We start from the raw sequence: 23,779 nt of genomic DNA on the forward strand, positions 1-23,779 counted from the left end.
CTGGTATTGAACCTCAAAAAATTCACCACATCACCAAATCACTACATCACAGATCACCACATCCCCCTCTCACTCCCTCAATAACTCTCCTTCTCATTCGGGAAATCCTTCGCCTTGATGTCCTTGATATATTCCCCTACAGCCTTTAGCATGGTCCCCCTAAGATCGGCATATTGTCGTAAGAACCTGGGCTGGAATTCCTGGGTGATGCCCAGCAGGTCGTGCAGCACCAATACCTGACCATCCACATGTGGTCCTGCCCCAATTCCAATCACTGGGATCTTAACAGTGGCAGCGACTTCCTTGGCGAGTTTGGCGGGAATTTTTTCAAGTACCAGGGAAAAGCAGCCACATTCTTCCAAAACCTTTGCATCTTCCAACAGCTTTTTGGCCTCTTCCTTCTCCTTTGCCCTTACGGTGTAGGTCCCAAATTTGTAAATGGACTGTGGGGTGAGCCCGAGATGACCCATCACAGGCACACCGGCGCTAAGAATCCGAACCACGGACTCCTTGATTTCCGCTCCTCCTTCCACCTTTACGGCATGGGCACCGGACTCTTTCATGATCCGGATTGCCGACCTCAACGCTTCAGAGCTGTTTCCCTGATAGGAGCCAAAAGGAATGTCCACTACTACAAATGCCCTATTCACTCCCCTTACCACCGAGGTGGCGTGGTAGATCATCTGGTCTAAAGTAATAGGCAAGGTGGTTTCATGACCTGCCATCACATTGGATGCAGAATCCCCCACCAGAATCATGTCTATTCCTGCAGTATCCACTATACCTGCCATAGAAAAATCATAAGCAGTAATCATGGATATTTTTTCCCCACGCTGCTTCATTTCCTGCAAAATATGGGTAGTGATCCTTTTAATATGGGAAGAGTTATGGGTAGACATTTAGATTGGGTTTAGTGCAGGTGAACGGTAGATTGTCCTTTTTCCAGGGATACGGTGATGTGCTCCGTCAAGGTGGTGGCCAATTCTAGCCCTGTATAATCCGGTGAGACAGGAAAAAGTTTATGGCTTCTGTTGACCAATACAGCTACTTCTATTTTTTTTACTTCCTCCTTTAAAAATGGAATCATTCCAAAGGCCAAGGTTTTACCTGTGTTCAAAACATCGTCCACTAAAATCACACATTTGCCCTTGAATGGACCCTTGGCTGTACAAGTGACCTCGTCCATCTTGGGATTAGCCTTGTTTAATTTTACCTCCATCATCGTAATCTCAATAGGACTGATGGACTTTAGTTGTTCAGCTAAAAGACCTGCAAATTCATGCCCCATTCCCGTAAGTCCTGCAAAAATCAATTCCTTTTCCTGGACATTGCGCTCATAAATCTCATGGGCAATGCGAATGATCTTCTGTTGTATTTGTCGGTGGTTCAACACCAAATTTCTTGTCAGGCTCATGCTTATCGTCGGAAATAAAGAGGAAAATTACGGTAAAAGTAATTGTTTTCAAAACCCGGTGCAGGGGACTACCTGTAGCTGTCCTCCTCATGGAGTATCTTTATATAGCTATCATACCTGTAGGGGTGTATATACCCTTCTTCCAGTACTTCCAGGACCTTGCATCCCGGCTCGTTGATATGCTTGCAATTATTGTATTTGCATTGACCTAGGTATTTCCTCAACTCCACAAAATAGTGAGACAGTTCCTGGTCCTCTATATCCAAAATGCCAAATTCCTTGATACCCGGTGTATCTATTAGGTAAGCGTGTTCCTCGAAAGCAAACATCTCCGCAAAGGTGGTAGTATGCACCCCTTTGGAGGTAAACTTCGATACAGGTCTGGTGCTTTGACTGGCAGTTGGAACCAATTGATTGAGAAGGGTTGATTTCCCTACACCGGAATGTCCGGCTAGCAAGGTGGTTTTTCCCTTGAGCAAGGGCCTTAAATCCTCCTTGAGGTTTTCCTCATGAAGGGAAGCCATCAAAAGGACGGGGTACCCTAGGGGGGCGTAAATTTCCTGTATCACCTCCAAGTACTCAAGGTCTTTATCTTTTGTCCAGGTATCCGATTTGTTGACCAGGATAAAGGCTGGGATACGGAAGCTTTCGGTACTTACCAAGAACCGATCTATAAAACCGAGGGAGGTCCTAGGGTTGTTTAAGGTTATCATCAAAAAGGCCTGGTCCACATTAGAGGCCAAGATATGCGAGAAGGTTTGCTTTCTTGTGGATTTTCGGATGATATAGTTCTCCCTAGGCAGTATTTCCGCAATCACTGCTGTTTCCTGGTTTTCTTCCAAGCTCAGCAGCACCCAGTCCCCTACTGCCACAGGGTTAGTGAGCTTGAGATCATCCTGCTTAAATTTACCCCTGAGCCTACACTGCAGCATCCCCTTCTCGGTACTTACCTGATACCAGGATCCGGTGGATTTAATTACCCTTCCTTTTATCATTGTTCAATGAATTTGCTCACTTTCTCCATAATTTTTGCAGCACTTCCCAAATTGTCAGAAACCAGTTTTTTTGCAGCTTTGCATGCTTTACCGTAGGCCTCACCTGATTCCAGCCCATTAAAGGCTGCTGAAAGGGCCTCTGGAGTATTCACCGCAATTCCACAGCCATATTCTTGACTTATGGCAGCTTCCAAGAATTTATTTTCTCGCTTTACCTTGCCAAACACCACAGGAACGCCAAAGGCCAATGCCTCCAGGATATTGTGAAGGCCCTTTCCTAAGGCCCCGCCAACATAAGCCACCCTAGCAAATTGGTAAAGGGAAGAAAGCATTCCTATATTGTCTATAAATAGAACCTCCCAGTTTTTTTCTAAAGTGCCGGAGGAGACTAATTCGGAGTAGAGCAGGGATGGCCTGCCAATGGCCTTTTCCCATTCCCTAATCTTATCCGGACGTATCTCATGTGGAGCAATAATGACCTGGTAGGAATTGTCCTCTTGGAGAAAAGGCAAGAGGATATCCATGTCTTCCTGCCAGGCACTTCCCACAACCAAAACCGGGTGCCTGGGTTGAATTTCCGGAAAATGTTTGGGGGCAAGGGCTATGGCCGTCACGTTATCGTACCTTGGGTCTCCTGCACGACTAAGCTGCATGATCCCAATAGACCTTGCCAATGCCGCCTGTTCTTCTGTCTGCGTAAATATCCAATCGAATTGCTGGAGGGCATTTCGAAAAAATCCCCCGTACCACTTAAAATAAACCTGATCCTTTCGAAAGGCTGCTGCCACCAGGAAAAGGGGAATATTTCTCCTCTTTGCCTCCATAATATGATTAGCCCAAAGATCGTATTTCACGAAGAAACCCACTTGAGGATTAAGAATTTCAACAAACCTTTGCGCATTTCCCTTACTGTCAAAGGGTAGGTACTGGATATGGTCCACCCATAGTTGCTTTTTTTTGACCACAATTTCATATCCGGAGGGACTAAAGAAAGTGACGCATATGGCCCAAAAGGGATGTTTTTCCTTAAAGGCCCTGATGACGGGCTTGGCTTGCTCATACTCTCCCAGGGAGGCCACATGAAACCAGGCCAAAGGGCTAGGGTGCGTTTTGCGGAACTTTTTCATGGATTCGAAGAGGTTTTCCCTTCCCTTTAGCATTTTTTCCCATTTGGGAGAAAAGCCCTTTCCGAATTTCAACACCACTTGCATCAAAAATATACCCAGCTGATAGAATATGCTCATAAAAGGTAAAATTAAACAACATCGCTCAATTCAAGGCAAGGATTACCCATCCATTTGTACCCTCATTTTACCTGCAAAGGCAGAAATTGACTATTTCTGTTAATCTTGTGGGAATTGGCGGTTTATCTTAATAAATTTAAAGTTACTAATGACACCCCAAGTTGAACCTCAGAGTTTTATACATAGTGTTAATATGCTTGCTTTTAGGATGCGAGAGACCCCTTCCTGAAGAGGTGGAGGTGGCTATGGAAGACCTTCCTGAAAAGCTGGATTACAACCTGCACATAAAGCCAATTCTTTCCGACAAATGCTTTGCCTGTCACGGGCCGGATAAAGCCGCCAGAAAGGCAGGATTAAGGCTGGATATGGCGGATGCTGCCTTTTCCACTTTACCGGATAACCCCGGCAAAGTGGCCATAAAACCTGGAAACATCAGAAAAAGTGAACTCATAAGCCGAATCTTGTCGGATGACCCTGACTACAAAATGCCCAGCCCCGAATCCCACCTAGTCCTCACTCCCAAGGAGAAAGCCATGTTGGTGAGTTGGGTAAAAGAGGGAGCTGAGTACAAAAAACATTGGGCATTTATCCCGCTGGAAAAAGTAGTGGCCCCTTCCATGGAACAGCAGGATTGGATGGAAAATGAAATTGACCTATTTATAGGCAATACCTTAAAAGAACAGGGACTAACTCCCAATGCACGGGCCGATAAAGCCACTCTCCTGAGAAGACTGAGTTTCGATCTCACTGGATTACCCCCTACCTTGGAGGAATTAGACCAGTTTTTAGCCGATGAATCAGAAGATGCCTATGAGAAGCAGGTGGACAGGTTGCTGGCTTCCCCGCACTATGGGGAAAAAATGGCCATGCACTGGATGGATGTGGCCAGGTATGCGGATACCCATGGTTATACCGTTGATAGGTTCAGGGACATGTCCCCGTACAGGGACTGGGTCATTAAAGCCTTTAATGAAAACCTTTCCTACGACAAGTTTGTGCTCTACCAATTGGCAGGAGACCTATTGCCAAACCCCACAAAGGAACAAAAGCTAGCCACTGCCTTTAACCGCATCCACCCTCAAAATATGGAGGGTGGAATTGTGGAAGAGGAGTTCAGGGTAGAATACGTGGCAGACCGTACCAATACCATTGGCAAGGCCTTTATGGCATTGACCCTGGAATGTGCCAGATGCCATGACCATAAGTACGATCCGATTACCCAGAAGGAATATTTTGAATTGAGTAGTTTTTTCAACCAGGTAGATGAGGCAGGCCAAATTTCATGGGACAATGCCATGCCTGTACCTACCATGCTTTGGGCAGATGAAGAAAAGGAGCAGCTTCTGGAGATGTTGAAAAAGGACGTGGAAAAAGAGGAAGCATCCTTGGTCCAAGAAAAAACAGCCGCGGAGGAACGCTTTCAAAATTGGTTGGCTCAGGAAAAATACCAGGAGCTAAAACGGAATATCATAGGCCTTGTGGGCTATTTTGACTTTGAAAAGAAGCCAGTGAGAAACCTGCTCGAACAAGGCCAAAAGGTAACGATGGAAAGCAACGAGGTAAAGAAGGAGGCCCCACAATTGGTAGAAGGATATAGGGGCAAGGGAGCCTTGCTGGATGGGGACGCCTGGCTGGACATGGGAGGTGTAGGGGTATTTGGCAAAAGTGAACCCTTTAGCGTAAGCTTATGGGTAAACCTTCCCAAGGAATTAAAAAATGGGGCGATTTTCCATACCGGTACAGGAGCAGTTCTTTACAATAGAAGGGGTTATCACCTTTACCTGAAAGACAACAAGCTGGAGCTAGTATTGGCACACACCGCACCCTATAATGCCATCATAAAAGAAACCCTGGAGGATGTGCCCCGAGAAAGGTGGATCAACCTTACCTTGACCTATGACGGTTCCGGAAAAGCAGATGGGCTAAATGTATATTTGGAGGGAAAGGTTCAAGCCGCGGAAACCAAAAAAGACAATCTTTACAAGGATATATTGTTTGTAGGTCCTTCACAGCCCGGTTTGCAGATTGGGGCAGTGTGGCGCGGAAGGGGACTGAAGGGTGCCCAAGTGGACGAATGCAAGGTGTTTGACCGACAACTCACCTCCCTGGAGATAACCTCCTTGGTGAGCCCGGAATCCTTCGAAAAGTTTATCGATCGCCCCAAATCCTCCCTTACAGAAGAGGAGCAGCATGAGCTTCGCAATTATTTTCTTCATGTATTGGATGTGTCCTATAGACAGGCTTTAGACCAACTCAAGCAGGTTAGAAAAAAACAGGCCAAGGAAGTGGAACCTGTACAGGAGGTAATGGTAATGGAGGATATGCCTCAATCACGGCCTACCTTTCTACTCGAAAGAGGCGAATACCACGCTCATGGAGATGAGGTTTTTGCCAATACCCCAACTAGCGTATTAGCGCTTTCCGATGATTTACCAAAAAACAGACTGGGGCTGGCACTGTGGCTCACAGATCCTCAGCACCCCCTTACAGCCAGGGTAGCAGTGAACCGGTTTTGGCTGTATTTGTTCGGTAGAGGCTTGGTGAGCTCAGCCGGTGATTTCGGCAACCAGGGTGAACTGCCTTCTCATCCGGAGTTGTTGGATTGGCTGGCATTTCGATTTATGGAAAGTGGCTGGGATATAAAGTCCCTACATAAAGAGATTGTAATGTCTGGCAGCTACAGACGGTCTTCCCATGCCACCGAAAATCAAAGGGAAATGGACCCGGACAATACCTGGTTGGCACGAGGGCCTTCAGGACGCTTACCTGGAGAAATGATGCGTGACAACGCCCTATTTGCAAGCGGATTGCTTAACCTTAAGATAGGTGGCCCCAGCGTGAGACCCTATCAACCTGAAGGGCTATGGAGGGTGAATGGGGCACATTATGAAGAAGACAAGGGGGAGAACTTGTACAGAAGGAGCCTTTACACAATATGGAAGAGATCTGTGCCTAATCCCTCCCTGCATATATTTGATGCTCCCGAGCGAAGTGAGTCTGTGGCAGTAAGGCAAAAAACCAACACACCTCTTCAGGCATTGGTACTCCTCAATGACCCCACCTATGTAGAAGCGGCCAAGGTGCTTGGCCATTGGATGGCAGAACAGGATAACGTAGAAGATGGAATCGTAAAGGCCTTCCGAAAGCTTTCTGCAAGGCCTCCCAACCCAAAGGAGCTTGAGGTGCTGCTTTCCTTGCAGAAAAAGGAAAAAGAAAAATTTGAGACGGATCCAGGTAGATCTTTGGGATGGCTGGCCTCTGGAGAATATGACTTGGCCAATATCCCTAACCAAGCGGCTGTAGCGGCTGCCGCAGTGGTTGCCAGTACCATAATGAATTCCGATGCCGTCATTACCAAAAGATAAAGCTATATGTGTCATCACCTAAATACCCCTAGATTCTATTGGCATAAGGAGCTTCGTGACATCGAAAAAAAGATGGATCGCAGGCATTTTTTGAGCAAGACCGCCATGGGTATGGGTTCATTGGCATTGGGCACTCTATTTATGAATGATGGCTTAATGGCGGCCCCAAACCCACAGGAGAAGCTTTTTGCTAGCATTTCCAACCATGCCCCAAAGGCCAAGCGCATCATCTACCTATTCCAAAGTGGAGGTCCTTCGCAATTGGACCTTTATGAATACAAACCCAAACTGAGGGATATGCACGGCAAGGACCTGCCACCCTCTGTAAGGGGTGAACAGCGACTTACGGGTATGAGCGCCAACCAAAGCATTTTCCCCATAGCCGATTCCCTTTTTAACTTTAAGCAGTACGGAGAAAGCAGAAAGTGGGTCAGTGAGTTGATGCCACATACTGCTGAGGTGGTGGATGAGCTTTGTTTTATCAATTCCATGGTAACCGAACAAATTAACCACGATCCCGCCATTACATTCATGCAGTCCGGACATCAATTGCCCGGTAGGCCTTCCATAGGGGCCTGGATGTCCTATGGCTTGGGTACGGACAACGAGAACCTGCCTTCCTTTGTGGTGATGGTGTCCAAAAATGCCGTCCAGGATCAGCCATTATATGCCCGACTTTGGGGAAACGGCTTCCTTCCTTCTCAGCATCAAGGGGTGCAATTCAGGTCAGGTAAGGATCCTGTGCTCTTTTTGGGAAACCCGGAAAACTATGATGGGGAGGATAGGAAGGAGATGCTGGAGCATCTAAAGGCCTTAAACGAAGTACAGTTGGACATGCACGGGGATCCGGAGATCAGTGCAAGAATTGCTCAATATGAAATGGCCTTTCGTATGCAAACCTCCGTCCCTGAGATCACGGATCTTTCCGACGAGCCTGATGCTATCTTCGAAATGTATGGGGAGGAAAGCAGGGATCCAGGCACCTATGCCGCCAACTGCCTAATGGCCCGTAGGCTGATTGAAAAAGACGTAAAATTTGTACAGCTATACCACCAAGGCTGGGACCAGCATGGCAATCTACCTGGAGGAATCCGGAACCAGTGTGCGAAAACCGACAGGGCTACTGCAGCACTTATCCGGGACCTTAAACAAAGGGGCTTGCTGGAGGATACCTTGGTAGTCTGGGGAGGGGAATTTGGCCGTACGGTTTATAGCCAAGGTACACTTACCCCGGACAATTACGGAAGGGACCATCATCCCCGCTGCTTTACTATGTGGATGGCCGGTGCAGGGGTGAAGGCAGGCTATTCCCATGGGGAAACCGACGAGCTCGGATACAATGTGGTGAAAGATCCCGTTCACGTACATGATTTCCATGCCACCCTCCTTCACCTATTTGGGGTAGATCATGAAAAACTGGTGTTTAAACACCAAGGAAGGCGGTTCAGGCTAACGGATGTGGCAGGGGAAATAGTGAAAGGCATTCTCACCTAAAAAATTTAACCACAATAGTTTTTGATATCTAAAAAAACCCTTACTTTTGCAATCCCGTAAGGTAATACCGAGAGCGGGGAACTATAAATAAAACTAGAGTGTACTCTAATAGCTATGGGGATTAATTATCCAAATAGTTGAAAAAACAATCATTCGGGGTGTAGCGTAGTCCGGTTATTGCGTCCTGACTCTCGTCAGGAAGGTCGCAGTAACGAAATCAGCTATCGGTGGTGAAGAGCACCAAGAAACAATTCTTCGGGGTGTAGCGTAGCCCGGTTATTGCGTCCTGACTCTGGTCAGGAAGGTCGCAAAAACGAAGTCAGCTAATGGTGGTGAAGATCACCAAAACAATTCTTCGGGGTGTAGCGTAGCCCGGTTATCGCGCCTGCTTTGGGAGCAGGAGGTCGCAAGTTCGAATCTTGCCACCCCGACAAGAGCCAGTTCTAAATTGAACTGGCTTTTTTTATTCTAAGGCTCAGTTATGAATGTGTAATAGAGGGAAACTACAATTGATATAAGCAAAGGTATCTCCGATTTGGGTTTTACTCTCCGCATCCCAAATGATGGCCTTCCTCCAATCGGCTCCACCTTCTGAAATAAGGTATCCAAAAAGGGCTCCATCCTTGGAAAAAAAGGAGCCCGCCAAAGAAATTGTGCCATCTTCCTTAAATTGGTTAGGGTCTAAAAATACCTCTTCCTGCCCATCTTCCCCCTTTTTTCTGTATCAAACGGATTGGTTTTGCAATCCATCATTTTTGGTGAAATAGAGGTAATCCACGTGTTTGGAGGGTGCGCCGAAGCGTCCAAAGTTATAAACCCCATTAATCATCCCCCGTGTGACGTGCTCGTCATGCCCTGACTGCCGTCAGGACAGGCTCGATTTCATGTGTTTATAATTGATTTTTATTTGCCACATGGAATCTCGCAATCTTAATCATCCCTCCGTGCGTCGCTTGCGTCATGCTCGATTTCATCTGTTTATATTTTTAAGGGTAAGCAATTGGATTAAATTTAAGCAAGACTCTATACAGTTTTATAATTCACCAAAATATTTTCAATATCGTGACAAGTTTCGAATAAAACTATACATCCAATGAACGCTCGATTTGCAGGGATTAATTGCTCCATGATAAAAAGAGATGTTTAGTTAAAGATTCCCTTTAGGAATTAAAAGAATAAATTAATCCTTTTAAAACAATACTTTTCTTACCATTTTAGCATTTGTATTTTTTTTACAATAATTTAAAAATTATTAATTAGTCCCTATTAAATTTTTCAAAAGCAGGACACTACAGGATACAGTTTTAACTTTATTGATTTTTTTTGAACGAGATTGTGCCCTGTATGGGCAATTGTAAAACCCAAATCTCAATCTTATGTATAAAGAATACACATGTAAGATCCCATTGTTAATGGGATTTTTTTATTTATTTAGTCTGACCTTCGGCTTTGCCCAGGAGGCAGGAATGATTAACGGAACGGTAATTTCTGCTGAGGATGCAGAGCCTTTACCGGGAGTTTCTGTATTGGTGAAAGGTACTAATAGAGGAACGGTCACCAATATCGATGGGGCATTTGAACTGGAAGCCTCCCCGGGTGAAACTTTAACTGCAAGCTTTATCGGATTCGAAACTACCGAAATTAGCTTAAGTGCAGGTCAGACTGTATATGAAATAGCCATGCAACCCTCCTTAGGAGATTTAGGGGAAGTGGTGGTAGTAGGTTACGGATCCCAAAGAAGGGCAGATATCACATCAGCGGTTTCAGTCATTAATATGGACAATATTGGTGACGTTCCCACCACTAATGTTTCTAGACTCCTCCAGGGACAGGCTGCGGGTGTTCAGGTAAGGCAAATTCAGGTAGGCCCGGAGAAGAAATGGAGGTTACCGTTAGAGGGTTAGGTTCCCTGGGGGCTGGAAGCCAGCCCTTGTACGTGGTGGATGGTTTTCCTATTGGCACCACTCTTGGGCAAAACCTCAACCCTGCAGACATTGAAAGCATTACAGTACTTAAGGATGCCGCCTCCACGGCCATCTATGGTGCAAGGGGATCCAATGGAGTGATTCTGATCACCACCAAGAATGCGGAAGAGGGAAAGGTAGGGCTAGAATTCGTGGTCAACCATGGGATGACAAATGTTCCGGATGGCCGAAGGACCAGAATGATGGACGGCCCTGAATTCGCCAGATTCAAGCATGAAAGCTTTGTGGACCGTATCCGGTATTTCGAGCAGAGGGAACCCTCTCTGGAAGAAATCCCAGAGGAATTTAGGTTCCCGGACCAAACCCAAATCAGTACAGACTGGTTTCAGGAAATCATGAACCAGAATGCGAGGTTTTCCAACTACAATGCCACTCTTACCGCCGGTACAGGAGACATTAGGTCCCTGGTCTCCGTAGGGTACATCAACCAGGAAGGAGCGGTTATTAATACCGGATTCGAACGGTTTAACGTACGGGCAAACATCGACGGAAAAATAAATGATTTTTTGACCATGGGCTGGAATATTGCTGCCTCTCATTCCAGAGAAGATTATGCGCCAACCGACGGTCGAGATGCCCTAATCGGCAGGTCACTCTGGGCAGATCCCAGGTTCCCCGTATATAACGAGGACGGCAGCTTCAATACCTTTATTGGAGGTACACATGGAGTATTTGGGACGGCAAATGTGGTGCAGGAGCTACATGAAATGGAAAGGACACTAGAAATCAACAATGTGCTGACCAACGGGTTTCTAGAATTCACTTTCTTGAAGGATTTCAAGTTCAGGTCACAGATAAACGCCACATTAAACCAAGCTGGAAGAAAGGAATTTAGGCCTTCCACATTAGCAGGTACAGGATTTAACCAACCACCGCCAAGGGAGGCAACCTTGATGCAGAACAACAACGAATCCCTTAACATTGCCACCGACCAACTATTGTCCTATAACAAATTTGTGGGTCCCCACAGAATAGAGGGGTTGCTGGGATATTCCGCCCAGGAAGAAACCACCAAAATATTGCAGGGAAACGGGAATGAGTTCCCGAATGATCAGACTCGCTATCTTTCTTCGGCCATTCAGCAAACTTCCGATTCAGAAGAGTTTGGATGGAGCTTGCTGGCCTACTTTGCCAGGGCAAATTATTCCTACAACGATAAATACTTGTTTTCCGCCTCTTACAGGAGAGAAGGAAGTTCCAGATTCGGAGCAAACAATAAATGGGGGAATTTCCCGGCGTTTTCGGCGGGTTGGCGTATCTCTGAAGAGGAATTTATGCCTCAGACCAACTGGCTTACAGATCTTAAGGTAAGAGCCTCTTATGGGGTTACGGGAAATAACGCTATAGGCAACTACTCTGCCCTTTCTAACCTACAAATTTCAAATTACGTCTTGGGCGGAAACATTGCCAACGGACAAATTCTTTCGAATTTTGCCAATGCCAATCTGGGCTGGGAATCCTCCCAACAGACCGATATAGGTATTGACCTTGCAATGTTTGACAATAGGCTGATCTTTACGGGTGAATATTACAACCGGCTCACCCAGGACATGCTGCTTTCGGTAGAGATGCCAGTCATTTCGGGATTCACCCAATCGCTGGACAATGTGGGGATGGTGCGTAACAGGGGGGTGGAACTAGCCTTGGATTACAGAACCAGGATCAATCAGCTCAACCTGAGAAGTAATCTAAATGTAACCATTAACCGAAACAAAGTACTGGAAATACGGGGTGAGGCAGATGCCATCTGGACAGGTGGGTTCTACAGTACTTACAATGTTTCCGCACCAGGCCGTCCTATGGCCATGCTTCATGGGTTTCGAATGATGGGAATATTCAATACGGAAGAAGAAATCGACAATTGGCCTACACAAGATGGGGCAATCCCGGGAACCTACAAATACTATGATGCGAATGGAGATGGGGTCATCAGCTATGACCAACAGGACATGGTTGAAATAGGGAACCCACATCCAGCCATGGTCATAGGATACACACTAGGTGGGGATTACAAGAACTTTGATTTCAATTTTATGTTTACGGGGGCTTTTAATTATGATGTTTATCGGAATATAGAGGCCACTACTTTGAATATGGATGGGGTTTTTAATATCCTTCAAGTCGGGGCTGATCGTTGGAGATCCCCTGAGAATCCTGGAAATGGCTGGATCGCCACCAGCAATACCTGGCAATGGCAACGGGAATCCAACTCCAGGTATGTGTATGATGCCTCCCACGTATGGTTGAGAAATGTGACCCTTGGCTATACCATTCCTCCAAACCCTATCATCCCAAGTGCACGCTTGTTTTTCAGTGCAGAAAACCTGTTTCTCTTTACCTCATTCCCAGGCTCAAACCCTGAAGTCAACCAACGAGGAGGTATCAATATTGGGGTGGACGACGAAGCTTATCCCATACCTAGAACTTTTACTTTGGGAGGTACAATCAGGTTTTAACCAAAAAAATAATAAAGTCATGAAAAAAGGAACTATATATATACTTACCTCAGCCCTGATCTTTACACTTTCGTGTAGCGATGAATTTCTCAACAAAACAGATCCCACTGTTTTGGTAGCCGATGAGTTTTATGCAACGGAAGAAGACATGGAGCAGGCGGTAAATGGCGTTTATGGCCAATTGCGGGGCTACTTTGGCAATCAATGGCAATTCACCGAGTTCATCACGGACAATACTACCCTTCATTTCAATCCCGGTAACCGGGGGCAAGGGCCCGCATTGGAGGCATTGGAGTTTTGGCAATACAATGCTGGAACACCAAACATCAACAGCCTTTATAACAACATTTACAGTATTATGGTAAATGTAAATACCACCCTGACTCGTATGCCAGAGGCCAATGCTCCCGAAGAGGTCAAAAGCCGGGCAGAAGGGGAAATGAGGTTTATCAGGGGATTTCTTTATTTTGAGTTGGTGCGGTATTTTGGGGATGCTATCATCATTACCGAACCGGTTCAAACTCCGGCGGAGGCTTTCGAATACGAGCGTTCCCCCGCTGAAATGGTTTATCAACAGGTGTTCGAGGACCTAAACGCAGCAGTGGAAGCACTCCCTAATTCCTATCCATCATCCCTAGTGGGAAAAGCCACAAGAGGTGCAGCTCTTACCTTGCTTGGAAAAGTTCACCTTACCCGACATGAATATACCGAGGCAATCGCCACCCTAAATCAAGTCACCCAACTTGGGTATCACTTACTTTCGGATTATGGGGATATCTATGACCCCCAAAACAAAAACCATCAGGAGTCCATTTGGGAAATCCAATACCAAGGCGACAACCTTTTTGGAGTACATAGCAGCTTCATTTATACCTTTGCCCCAAGGGAGTCCTTTGGAGCAGTTATCGACTTCTCCGGACAGGAAGGGGGCGGCTGGAATACACCTACCCTGGACATCATCAATTCCTATGAAGAGGATGATTTGAGAAAAGAGGTGTCCTTGAGGGAAGGCTATACTAGTCTAGAAGGGGATTGGGTACCCGTTCCCTTCATAAACAAATACCATAACCCCCACTCCATTAGAGGTATAACCGACGACAATTGGCCAGCACTTCGGTATGCAGATGTACTATTGATGCTGGCGGAGGCCATCAATGAAGTAGAGGGCCCTACAGGAGAAGCATATATGCATTTGAATGAAATAAGGGAAAGAGCAGGGCTTAGCCCCATCAATGGACTAAGTCAGGATGCCTTCAGAAATGCCGTGCTTGCAGAGAGAAGATTGGAACTTGCCTTTGAAAACCACCGGTGGTTTGATCTAAAGAGGACCATGACCGTGCCCCAGCTCGTCAATTTCCTTAACGATTACGGGCTCCGGGAGAGAGCAGAACCCACCACCTCAAGGGAGGGAATTCCTTTCTCCAACAACGACTTTATCTTCAATGAACATCAAGTCCTATTTCCTATCCCTCAAGACCAAATCAGAATCAACCCTGATATTGCCCAAAATCCGGGATACTAATATTAAAACAGCACAGATTGCCCAAAGGTGGTGAATACTACTTTTGGGCAATTTTTTTGGATTGTAGCAAAAGTGCCAAATACTTCGTCAAGAATAAAAACAACCAGATACTAATGGCACTCCTATATCATTATGGAAAAACGCTTTGGCTATTTCTGGCACTTTCAGGTTTGTTGAATGCCTGTATGATAGACAATGACTACGACTTAAAGTGTCCAGTTCGAAAAGTGAATAAAAACCTCCCCAAAATTTATGGCAGATGGATTTTGATTCAGGGAATTACTTACGGGCAAGGAACCAATATTCCGGATGAAGATTATAGTTGCCATAGAATTAGCTATGAATTTCGAAGAAATGGAACTCTAATCGTCAACAGTAATTTGACGGATTATATTGGTTTGCCAAGGGGTACTTTCACTTTTGAATGGGAAGCTCAGGAAACCTTGGACGAAAGGCCACTATATATCCTAAGGATAGGTGGGGATGAATTTGGGGCCATGATGAGGGAGGGGGAATTGGAAATCGATTTTTTTCCAAGAGGGGGGCGGCCAACCGGACCCACAAGACCTACACGCCCGGTATCTATGTTGATCAGAAGCCACTAGGGGATAAAGGCAATTTAAGAATCAAATCCTCAGCTCCCTTAATAGCCCTTCCAGATCCAACCGCCTGGTGTACATGTCTATAGAACCATCTTCTTTTCTCGGCCACTCCTCCTTGGGCCTGTCCCAATAGAGTTCGATACCATTTCCATCCGGGTCGTCCAGGTAGAGAGCTTCCGACACCCCATGGTCTGCCGCTCCGGTAAAGGGGTAGGATTGCTGGTTCAACCGGTTAAAGAGAAATGCAAGTTCTTTTCGGGTAGGTAATAGAATGGCAGTGTGGAAAAGGCCCACTCCCTTTTTTTCTGCCTTTGGGGCACCTTTGCTTTGCCAGGTGTTTAAGCCTATATGGTGGTGATATCCCCCTGCCGAAATAAAGGCCGCTTGGTCCCCATAGGTAGTGATCAACTCAAAACCCAAAAGGCCACAATAAAAATCCAATGCCCGCCCTAAATCGGAAACCTTCAGGTGAACATGACCTATCCGGGTCTGTGCTGGAATCCTATATTCTTCCATCTAATTTCCTTTATAAGTTATCAACTAGCATGATTTTTCAATCCAACTCTAGTTCAAACTTCCCTGGCCCCACCAAAAGTTCAATTCGCTGTTCTTCCTGTTCAATTGCAAAGTCCCTTCTTGCCTCATTCAATGGTTTTCCATTTAGCTTGACTGTTTGGGGATTGGTGGTGGGAAGGTAAACTTTAGCAGTAGTATTGGCAGGAATGTGGATTTCCCATTCGAGTTCTCCTCCCTCATTCCGTTTCCAATAGCTTCTAATTTGTCCATAAGGAGAGGTAAAGGAAGCATTCACATGATCCAATTTTTCTGGAAAAGAAGGGCGCATTAGGATCCTCTTAAAGCCAGGCAGGTTGGGGTCACTTTTGATGCCCGCCAAATCCTCAAAATACCATACCAATAAATCACCCAGCAACATGACGTGATTTTGGGAATTCATACCGGGATTAGCGGTGTCCCCATTCCAAAGCTCCCAAATGGTGGTGGCGCCCTGCTTCACCATATAGCCCCAGCTTGGATAAGTAGTGTTCATGGCCAACTTTAAAGCCAGGTCCCCATATCCAGAACGGGTAAGGGTACGCATCAGCCACTGGGTACCGATCACCCCTGTACTGATATGGCCGTGGTTTACTTCTTCGATGGCATAAACCACATGATCCAACACCCGCTCTGCATCCTTACCCTTCACCAACCCAAAAGCCAAGGGCAATATGTTGGCGGTTACGGTGCCATTACTAAAATGGCTTTCCTCCGAATTCCAAAAGGCGGAGACAAAATGGTCTTTTAGGGTTGACGCTGTTTCTTGGTAGGTGGAAATATCCTGAGTATTCCCGGAAACTTTTGCAAATTTCTGCATTAAGCCCAAAAGGTAATAATAATAGGCAGAAGCAATTAGCACTCCATCCGTTTGCCGGCTGGGATCCCTGGAATGGATAAGCTCCTTTGACTCCGGAGGCACACACCAATCTCCGTACTTATCACGGGTCATCAAACCCTCTTTCATATAGTTGGAGGCCATATAATCCATCCATTTTTTCATATGGGGATAATGCTTGGTCACAACACTGGAATCGGCAAATTGCCGGTGCAGCATATCGGCTACGAACAGATAGGTGCCAGGCCAGGTCACATTGTCCCCGTAGTATCGCCAAAAGGCCGGGGCAACGTCAGGAATACCACCATCCTGGGTCTGGGACTGCTGAATATCATCCATCCACTTTTTGTAGAGTGGGGCATGTCCAAATAAGAAACTCTCCCCATATGCGCCAACGGTCCTATCCCCTAACCAAGGTTGTCTCTCGTTGCGTTGGGGACAGTCCACAGGCATCCCTTTATAGTTACCCCTTATACCCCAAAAGGCATTTTCGAAAATACGGTTCAACGTCGTATCCGATGATTCGAAAGTACCTACAGTAGGTAAATCATCATTCACCACCTTACCCTTGAAATCAGTAAGGATCGGTTCATGGGGATATCCCGTGATTTCCACATAGCGAAACCCGTGATAGACGAATCGGGGTTCCCAGGTTTCCAATTCATCCCCTTTAAGGATATACTTGTCCGTCACTTGAGCATCGCGTAGATTTTCGGTAAAGATGCTGCCGTCTTCGTTCAACGATTCCGCAAACCGCAATTGTACCGTGTCACCTGCATTCCCTTTTACCCTTATTTGCACCCAGCCTACCATATTTTGTCCCATATCCAAAACATACTTGCCGGACTCCAATAGACTAATGCCTACAGGATCCAATTCTTCCACCACCCTCATGGGAGGGGTCATTTGTGCCTCAAAAAACCCTTCAGGCTCCTGCACATAAGATGCCTGAAGCCAGTCGCTATCCTCAAATCCCACATCGTTCCATCCTGGCATTTCCTTTCTGGCATCGTACTCCTCACCATCGTATTCATTGTTGGTGAGGATTGGGCCTTCAGCGGTAAGTTTCCAACTTTCGTCAGTCCGTATCACTTCCTTAGTTCCGTCTTCCAATTCTATATGCAATTGCATGGCCATCTTAGGGTACCCAAAAGTTTTGATTTTGTAAGGTTTGTAATCTTGCCGCATGGTATAATACCGTCCATTGCCTAAAATGGTACCAATTGCATTTACCCCCTCCTTTATCCTATCGGTCACATCAAATACATTGATTTTGACCCCTTGGTGATAATCTGTGGGCAAGGGGGCAAGCACATGGTCACCCACTCTTTCGCCATTGAAAAATAACTCATACAGCCCCAAACCAATGATATGTACCTTGGCCTTTTTAATGGGCTGATCTAATTCAAATTCTGTTCTTAGGTACCTGGCGGCAAGTCTGGAAAATTGCCCTTCCTCTTCCCAATCGAAGGATTGATCTTTGCCAATCCACCGGGTGGACTTCCATTCGGCATAGTTAAGGATACCCATACTCCAAAAGGCCGGTTCACTCCAGTCCAATTCCCCATCTTCTGTCCATACTTTCACCTTCCAATACACTTCCTGCCTGCTGTTCAATAGTTCTCCCTCGTAAGGAACCTGCTGACTCTGGCCGCTTTCCCTTTTTCCGGTATCCCATAAGTCGCCCTCATTTGCTGCAAGCTTTTCGGGAGAACTGGAGGCAATAATTCTATACGCCTCCTGAGTAATTTCGGGTCCAGCCTGCTGCAATTTCCAACCTAAGAGGGGATTTTGCTCATCAATCCCTTCCGGGTTTTCTAGGTAAGCCACCCTCAGGTGGGTAGGTCCCTCCTTTGCAAACAAATTGGTGAGCAACAAGGTGAGCAACAATAAACTAAGAAAAAAAGCACCACAATGGATCCTTGAAAGTATCATAGGGTAGCTGAGATTTTTTCTAAGTTAGGGGAGTGAGCAACAGGCTCTCCGTCCACCATTAGGGTGAACCCCTCTCCATTTTTATATTTTTCGCCTGTTTTATCCCAAATTATGGTGAGGTACTTTCCTTGGTACTTGACATTATCCAGACAAAACCAATCCCATTTCTCCTGAGGAATCAGGGGATTCACCTCCACCTGCTCATCGGCACTTGGCCTAAGCCCCACCAAGCCTGTAATGATAAGGTCATTAAAGGTTGAATGGTTGTAATACCTGCTTCTCTCCTGATCTCCTTTTAGCCAAAATCCAGTGGTTTCATCCAGGTACTCGCCTATATAAGGCCTTCCTCTATAGTATTGGGATTCCACGTATTTTTCCAAAAGGGTGAAATAATCGGACCTGTCCACATGGCTTTGTTCATAGTCATTCATCAGGTTGGCCATGGCAGTCATGGTCTGTGAGGTGGCGAAAGGCCATATAGCACCATCCCACTCGCAGGAACAACAACCATGGGTGCGGAAGTCCGGATGCCTACATTCAGCTGTAGTCAACCCAAAAGGGGCAAAAAAACCCTCCTCATCCATTACTTGGGACCAGGCTTCCTCATACCCTTGATCAGGAAGATTAAAATACCAAGGGATAAATCCAATGGCTTCCCTAGCCAAAGCAAAAGAGCCATCCTCCAATAAAGTCTCAAAAAAGGAGGATTCAGGGTTCCATAAATTATCCTGAACGAGCCTTTTTATCGTATCTGCCTTAGCCTCATAATAGTTCACTTCCTCTTCCCGGTCCTTTAGAGCGGCCATTTTTGCAAGAGCCTCTGCATTCCCGAACATATAACTATTTATGGTAGGCCTTGCGTTTTGCTCCCTTCTGCCTCCGCTTATGGACTCTTCCATACCATCTTTGACATCATGTTGCCAAAAGAGCCCTGAGGGTAGCCTTCTGTCCTCCTCCCATGCTTGGTATTCTTGGGTAAGGTCAGGATACATGTCCAGCAAATAATCCCTATTGCCATCCACCATGTACTTGTTCCACAAAGCATTGGCCGTCCAACTGCTGAATGCCCGTAATTTATCCATAGGCTCACCCTCATTTCCCCTGAACCATACATGTACATATTCCTCCAGGTATTGAGGGTCGTGTAGCCAACGGGATTCGTAAATATGGTGCCCCAAAGCACAACTAATAAGGTTATACTTGTCTGCGTAGGGCCTATCCACCAAAAATTCCGTCATGGCATATCCCACTGGGGTTTCTTTAATATGCTTTCGTAGTGTCCACCAGCGGTAGTAAAAAATCTCCTCAAAATTCTTTTGGGGTGCCTCAAATAGGGGGATGTTTTGTTGCATCCATTCCCAGGACTCTTCGTTGGGAATCGCCTGTGCGATATTTTCATCTTCCATGGCATTGAAGTACTCTACATAATGCCTGAAATCCTCTTTGTTCAGGATAGTGGAACCTGACTTTTCGGGCCTTTCCTTGCAACCCACCATCCCCGCCAACATAAGGATGAAGGAAAGGATGTAAGAAGCTGTTTTTTTTATTCTGTTAATATGCATGGTTATTTTTTCCGGGTTAGGGTCTAGCGAAAAACTCATAGGTTTCTCCAGCCTGGGTGGAAATATCGTACTCATAGAAGCGTGGCAATTCGACTTCATTTAGTTTAGCCTCTGGAGAGATAATAGGGGTCTGGATGGGCATTATTTCAAAAAGAGGGTTTTCGTTTTCCCTTCTTGCCCTTTTCATGGATATTCCTTTTCCGGCTCTTAACCTTTCCTGCGATCTAAGCCTAAGATTACCGCCAATCCTAGAGCGTATCACTGCTTTTTCGATCTTATTATCCTTCCATGATATAGATTCAATTTCAAAACCCCCTCTGGCCAAGAGCCCTTCCACCTTTCCATCTTCCCATACAGTTGGCAGGGCAGGCAATAGGTGCACGGCACCATCATGGCTCTGCACTAACATCTCTGCTATACCCGCTGTACACCCAAAATTCCCGTCTATCTGAAAGGGGGGATGAGCGTCCAATAGGTTAGGGTAGGTCCCTCCTCCACGTTTATCGGGGGTTACCAGAGTAAGTTGGTCGTTCAAAAGCTTATAGGCATGATCCCCATCAAGGAACCTGGCCCAAAGGTTTACCTTCCATCCCATGGACCAACCCGTAGATGGGTCGCCCCGGAATTTCAGTGAGGTTCTTGCTGCATCAAAAAGCTCCGGTGTACGAATGGGAGAAATTTGATTGCTTGGTGCTGCCCCATATAGATGGGACACGTGCCTGTGCTTATCATCCGGCTCGTCCCAATCATGCATCCATTCCTGTAACTGGCCTAGCCTTCCTATTTGCATAGGAGGCATCCTTTCCTTCGTCTGTGCCAAGGTGGCGGCAAAATCCTGGTCTTGGTCCAAGTAGCGACTGGCACGTATTAAGTTACTGAAAAGATCAAAAACCAGTTGGTTATCAATAGTAACACCTGCGGCAGTGGTGGCTTTTCCGTCGCTGCCAGCATGGGTGTTTTCCGGGGAGTTGGAAGGGGTCACCACCAGCCAGTTGTTTTCTGGTTCTTCTATCATAAAATCAAGAAAAAATTCGGCAGCACTTTTCATGATGGGGTATGCCTCTTCGAGAAACTCCCCATCCCCGGTAAATAAGAACCTTTCCCATAAATGTTGGCATAGCCAGGCAGCAGCGGCCGGCCACATGCCCGAAGGGGCCTTGTCTACAGGCCCGGTAATTCTCCAAATGTCCGTGTTGTGGTGCAAGACCCACCCATCCGCGTCGTACATCTTTCTGGCGGTCTCCTTTCCAGTTTCACTTACTTCACGAATAAGTTGCAAAAAGGGTTCGTGCATTTCAGATAGATTGGTGGTTTCGGCCGGCCAGTAATTCATTTCCGCATTGATATTGACTGTATATTTGCTATCCCAGGAGGGGAACAACCTATCGTTCCAGATTCCCTGTAGGTTGGCAGGTTGTCCGCCTGGTTGTGAGCTACTGATTAATAGGTATCTGCCAAATTGAAAATACAATGCCGCAAGTTGAGGGTCAAAATGGTCTCCGAATTTTTTGACCCTCTCATCTGTGGGAAGATCCATGGCCGCTGTAGTCCCTAGGTCCAGCTTCACTCTACCCATGTACTTCTGGAAGTGATCAATATGTGCATTCTTTATTTCTTCAAAGGATTTGGGATAAGCCTTTTCCAGATATTCTGCGCTTTTGGCCATTTCGTCTCCACTGATGTCCTTATAATTTTTAAAGTTGGTGGCCAAGGACACAAATAGGATGGCTTCATCCGCTTCTTGAATATTGATCAATCCATCCTTGACTTCTACTTTTCCCCCTTTGGTCTTGGCTTTTACCCTGCCCAAGAATTTTACCCTGCCGGGTTGACCCTCATGCATACTAGATACCCCAGCCAGCATCAATTGCTCCTCCTCGGTAAAGGGATCGGCGTTATCATGGGGGCTGTTGAGTTGCACATTGCAATTGATTTTACCTGGCTCGCTTGCGGTAATTTTTATAAGCAACACCTGGTCTTCAAAGGCCGTAATCATCTCCCTTTTAAATTTCACCCCGTTTGACTCATAGCTCACCGATGTAGTGGCATTGGAGATATCCAGCTCCCGTTGATAATTAGTGTATTGAATATGCTCAGGAAAAGAAATAAAAAGATCTCCAAAAGTTTGGTAGGGCATACCATGGTTGGTTTGGGACATTATTCTTTCCGTGGCAAGAGTTTGTGCCTCAAGGTATTTTCCCTCAAAAATCAATCTTCTTACCTCTGGCAATGCCTCCAAAGCTGTGTCATGTGCATTGTTGTTGGGAGAGCCTGCCCAAAGGGTTTCCTCGTTGAGTTGAAGACGTTCCAAAGCAGGTACGCCAAATACCATAGCACCCAACCTACCGTTGCCTATGGGCAAAGCTTCGTTCCAAATTGCTGCTGGTTTATCATACCACAATTTTAGGAGAGGCTCTTCTTGCTGAGCCGCGGCAGTAGTCCAGAAAAGTACCAGGGTCGTGATACTTGCCAAAAGAAAGGAAAATAGTTTCATGGACATTTTTGGAGGTTCTGGTATTAGTATATTTTGGTAATAGAATAAAATAAAACCACAACACTACTTTCAGTATTCCCAAAAACAGTGCCGTGGCTAAATCAATTATAGCTATTAATCAAGTTCGTCTGCAGGCATAAGGCTCATTTCAGAGATGGTGATTCCATCCGGGCCTAAATTCCCCTGCCAACTACCGGCCTTTATCACGACATAGTGTGTTCCACCTGTTTCGAAGGTGATGGTACCATCATTTTCTCCACCTCCGTCGCAACCAATTTCTACAATATTACCGGAATAGGGGTCCTCTCCGCATCCTGCCCATGTATTTATTGCGTATAAATTATTGGCACCATAATCATCTCCATCTTCCGGTTCTTGGTCGCTTAAATGAAATTCCAGCCAGGACTGATGCATTCCTCCACCTGAAACTTCAGCAGAGAAAACATATTCTTTACCGCCTTCCACTTCAAATGCCTGCCAGATGACCACATTGGTTTCCACGTCGTCCTCTCCATTGGACAAAACGAGTCCTTCTTCCGTGAAATCATGTCCAGTGAGCAAATCATCCCCACCATTATAAACCGTCCAAGCACTTTCATCCTGAAAACCATTGTCTTCAATTCTTTCTCCTGCCAGGCTGGGGTCAATCACACGTATTTCCCTACGGATCTCTTGTCCGGTTCCTTCTCCTTGAATGGCCAGAACAATCGTATAGGTACCAGCTCCCGGAAAGGTATGGGAAGGGGAGTCCTCCGTGGAATGATCCGATCCATCCCCAAATTGCCAATACGATGAATGGTAGTTTTGGGAAGTATTCGTAAAATGGATGAGCATGGGATTTTCCTCATCGGGCTCAAAGCTAAAATCTGCCGATGATGCCGGCCCTGTTTCGTCATCCTGACAACCAGTGAGAAATAGAGCAGAAATGCCCATCAAGGTTGAGAAACACAATGTTGCTATTAAATTTCTATTCATTTTGATGTTTTTTTGGTTATTCACTTTTGGATCAGAACACAAATTAACGCTGCCTATAGAATTAACTTTCCTTTACTAACAGGCACTTACCTGTACCTTCCTGCCTGGCAGGTAAGATCAGGACAGTATCTTTAATCTGTGAGCTTAATTTTAGGCATAGGTTTAAAATTAGGTTAAATTAGGTTTTGAAATGGGACGGGCCATGCCCGTCTTATTTCCTTTTTACATACCTGCATCCAAACCCCAACCCATGAAACCGAGCCTGTCCTGACGGCAGTCAGGGCATGACGAAATCAACACCCTGAGGGATAATTATTATGGGGTGTCCACCCTGCGGTGCAGCGCA

General features: G+C 46.0%; 15 protein-coding genes, 1 tRNA gene and 1 pseudogene. 7 read left to right on the forward strand and 10 right to left on the reverse strand.

All coding sequences use genetic code 11. The annotated features are described in order from the left end of the window. Positions 1-77: 77 nt before the first annotated feature. The 4 genes from panB to DB520_RS02855 all read right to left on the reverse strand — a co-directional run bounded on the left by panB (position 78) and on the right by DB520_RS02855 (position 3,653). Positions 78-899, reverse strand: coding sequence for a 3-methyl-2-oxobutanoate hydroxymethyltransferase (gene panB, locus DB520_RS02840; RefSeq protein ID WP_114748126.1), 822 nt, complete (start codon positions 897-899; stop codon positions 78-80). Between the two features lie 11 nt (positions 900-910). Next, positions 911-1,414, reverse strand: a complete 504-nt coding sequence (locus DB520_RS02845) for a phosphoribosyltransferase family protein (RefSeq protein WP_114748127.1) — start codon at positions 1,412-1,414, stop codon at positions 911-913. A gap of 68 nt (positions 1,415-1,482) precedes the next feature. Beyond that, positions 1,483-2,406 (reverse strand): ribosome small subunit-dependent GTPase A, encoded by a 924-nt coding sequence (rsgA, locus tag DB520_RS02850; RefSeq protein WP_114748757.1) that lies wholly within the window; start codon positions 2,404-2,406, stop codon positions 1,483-1,485. Beyond that, positions 2,406-3,653, reverse strand: a complete 1,248-nt coding sequence (locus tag DB520_RS02855; protein WP_114748128.1) for a 3-deoxy-D-manno-octulosonic acid transferase — start codon at positions 3,651-3,653, stop codon at positions 2,406-2,408. Before DB520_RS02855 ends, rsgA begins: the two co-directional genes overlap by 1 nt. Positions 3,654-3,850: 197 nt before the next feature. Here DB520_RS02855 and DB520_RS02860 point away from each other — a divergent pair, with 197 nt between their 5' ends. The 3 genes from DB520_RS02860 to DB520_RS02870 all read left to right on the forward strand — a co-directional run bounded on the left by DB520_RS02860 (position 3,851) and on the right by DB520_RS02870 (position 8,943). Further along, entirely contained in the window at positions 3,851-7,018 is a 3,168-nt protein-coding gene (locus DB520_RS02860; protein WP_232834807.1) for a DUF1553 domain-containing protein, read from the forward strand. Between the two features lie 6 nt (positions 7,019-7,024). Further along, positions 7,025-8,512: a DUF1501 domain-containing protein gene (locus tag DB520_RS02865; RefSeq protein ID WP_114748129.1), complete on the forward strand. Its 1,488-nt coding sequence runs from the start codon at positions 7,025-7,027 to the stop codon at positions 8,510-8,512. A gap of 356 nt (positions 8,513-8,868) precedes the next feature. Next, positions 8,869-8,943 (forward strand) — tRNA-Pro (locus DB520_RS02870). A gap of 44 nt (positions 8,944-8,987) precedes the next feature. On the opposite strand, the pseudogene DB520_RS27160 reads toward DB520_RS02870, so the two are convergent. Beyond that, positions 8,988-9,221: pseudogene (locus tag DB520_RS27160) on the reverse strand (hypothetical protein); the annotation flags it as partial. 667 nt (positions 9,222-9,888) lie between these two features. On the opposite strand from DB520_RS27160, the gene DB520_RS27165 reads away from it, so the two are divergent. The 4 genes from DB520_RS27165 (at position 9,889) to DB520_RS02890 (ending at position 15,080) form a co-directional block, all read left to right on the forward strand. Continuing rightward, on the forward strand, positions 9,889-10,416 hold the full coding sequence (locus tag DB520_RS27165) for a carboxypeptidase-like regulatory domain-containing protein (RefSeq protein ID WP_232834808.1): 528 nt from the start codon (positions 9,889-9,891) through the stop codon (positions 10,414-10,416). Then, positions 10,392-12,953 (forward strand): SusC/RagA family TonB-linked outer membrane protein, encoded by a 2,562-nt coding sequence (locus DB520_RS02880; protein WP_232834809.1) that lies wholly within the window; start codon positions 10,392-10,394, stop codon positions 12,951-12,953. The genes DB520_RS27165 and DB520_RS02880 overlap by 25 nt, the downstream gene beginning before the upstream one ends. 19 nt (positions 12,954-12,972) lie before the next feature. After that, entirely contained in the window at positions 12,973-14,475 is a 1,503-nt protein-coding gene (locus tag DB520_RS02885) for a RagB/SusD family nutrient uptake outer membrane protein (RefSeq protein WP_114748130.1), read from the forward strand. Positions 14,476-14,588: 113 nt separating this feature from the next. Beyond that, positions 14,589-15,080, forward strand: coding sequence for a hypothetical protein (locus DB520_RS02890; protein WP_157971908.1), 492 nt, complete (start codon positions 14,589-14,591; stop codon positions 15,078-15,080). Positions 15,081-15,101: 21 nt separating this feature from the next. Here DB520_RS02890 and DB520_RS02895 read toward each other — a convergent pair whose 3' ends face one another. From DB520_RS02895 to DB520_RS02915, 5 genes are all read right to left on the reverse strand, one after another. Next, positions 15,102-15,593, reverse strand: coding sequence for a VOC family protein (locus tag DB520_RS02895; RefSeq protein ID WP_114748132.1), 492 nt, complete (start codon positions 15,591-15,593; stop codon positions 15,102-15,104). Positions 15,594-15,630: 37 nt separating this feature from the next. Continuing rightward, positions 15,631-18,402, reverse strand: coding sequence for an alpha-L-rhamnosidase (locus DB520_RS02900; RefSeq protein ID WP_114748133.1), 2,772 nt, complete (start codon positions 18,400-18,402; stop codon positions 15,631-15,633). Continuing rightward, positions 18,399-20,003, reverse strand: coding sequence for an MGH1-like glycoside hydrolase domain-containing protein (locus DB520_RS02905; protein ID WP_232834810.1), 1,605 nt, complete (start codon positions 20,001-20,003; stop codon positions 18,399-18,401). The genes DB520_RS02900 and DB520_RS02905 overlap by 4 nt, the downstream gene beginning before the upstream one ends. Further along, a complete protein-coding gene (locus tag DB520_RS02910) occupies positions 19,981-22,464 on the reverse strand; it encodes a glycoside hydrolase family 95 protein (RefSeq protein ID WP_114748134.1) in 2,484 nt (827 codons plus the stop codon). Before DB520_RS02910 ends, DB520_RS02905 begins: the two co-directional genes overlap by 23 nt. A gap of 108 nt (positions 22,465-22,572) precedes the next feature. Continuing rightward, positions 22,573-23,433, reverse strand: a complete 861-nt coding sequence (locus tag DB520_RS02915; RefSeq protein ID WP_157971910.1) for a PKD domain-containing protein — start codon at positions 23,431-23,433, stop codon at positions 22,573-22,575. Between the last annotated feature and the right edge of the window lie 346 nt (positions 23,434-23,779).

This window comes from Pleomorphovibrio marinus (genome assembly GCF_003347495.1).
GTDB lineage: Bacteria > Bacteroidota > Bacteroidia > Cytophagales > Cyclobacteriaceae > Pleomorphovibrio > Pleomorphovibrio marinus.

What these genes read in the sequence shown, in the direction of transcription:
- panB (WP_114748126.1), bottom strand. Translation starts at nt 899, where the DNA reads ATGTCTACCCATAACTCTTCCCATATTAAAAGGATCACTACCCATATT.
- DB520_RS02845 (WP_114748127.1), bottom strand. Translation starts at nt 1,414, where the DNA reads ATGAGCCTGACAAGAAATTTGGTGTTGAACCACCGACAAATACAACAG.
- DB520_RS02855 (WP_114748128.1), bottom strand. Translation starts at nt 3,653, where the DNA reads ATGAGCATATTCTATCAGCTGGGTATATTTTTGATGCAAGTGGTGTTG.
- DB520_RS02865 (WP_114748129.1), top strand. Translation starts at nt 7,025, where the DNA reads ATGTGTCATCACCTAAATACCCCTAGATTCTATTGGCATAAGGAGCTT.
- DB520_RS27165 (WP_232834808.1), top strand. Translation starts at nt 9,889, where the DNA reads ATGTATAAAGAATACACATGTAAGATCCCATTGTTAATGGGATTTTTT.
- DB520_RS02880 (WP_232834809.1), top strand. Translation starts at nt 10,392, where the DNA reads ATGGAGGTTACCGTTAGAGGGTTAGGTTCCCTGGGGGCTGGAAGCCAG.
- DB520_RS02885 (WP_114748130.1), top strand. Translation starts at nt 12,973, where the DNA reads ATGAAAAAAGGAACTATATATATACTTACCTCAGCCCTGATCTTTACA.
- DB520_RS02890 (WP_157971908.1), top strand. Translation starts at nt 14,589, where the DNA reads ATGGCACTCCTATATCATTATGGAAAAACGCTTTGGCTATTTCTGGCA.
- DB520_RS02895 (WP_114748132.1), bottom strand. Translation starts at nt 15,593, where the DNA reads ATGGAAGAATATAGGATTCCAGCACAGACCCGGATAGGTCATGTTCAC.
- DB520_RS02900 (WP_114748133.1), bottom strand. Translation starts at nt 18,402, where the DNA reads ATGATACTTTCAAGGATCCATTGTGGTGCTTTTTTTCTTAGTTTATTG.
- DB520_RS02905 (WP_232834810.1), bottom strand. Translation starts at nt 20,003, where the DNA reads ATGAGTTTTTCGCTAGACCCTAACCCGGAAAAAATAACCATGCATATT.
- DB520_RS02910 (WP_114748134.1), bottom strand. Translation starts at nt 22,464, where the DNA reads ATGTCCATGAAACTATTTTCCTTTCTTTTGGCAAGTATCACGACCCTG.
- DB520_RS02915 (WP_157971910.1), bottom strand. Translation starts at nt 23,433, where the DNA reads ATGAATAGAAATTTAATAGCAACATTGTGTTTCTCAACCTTGATGGGC.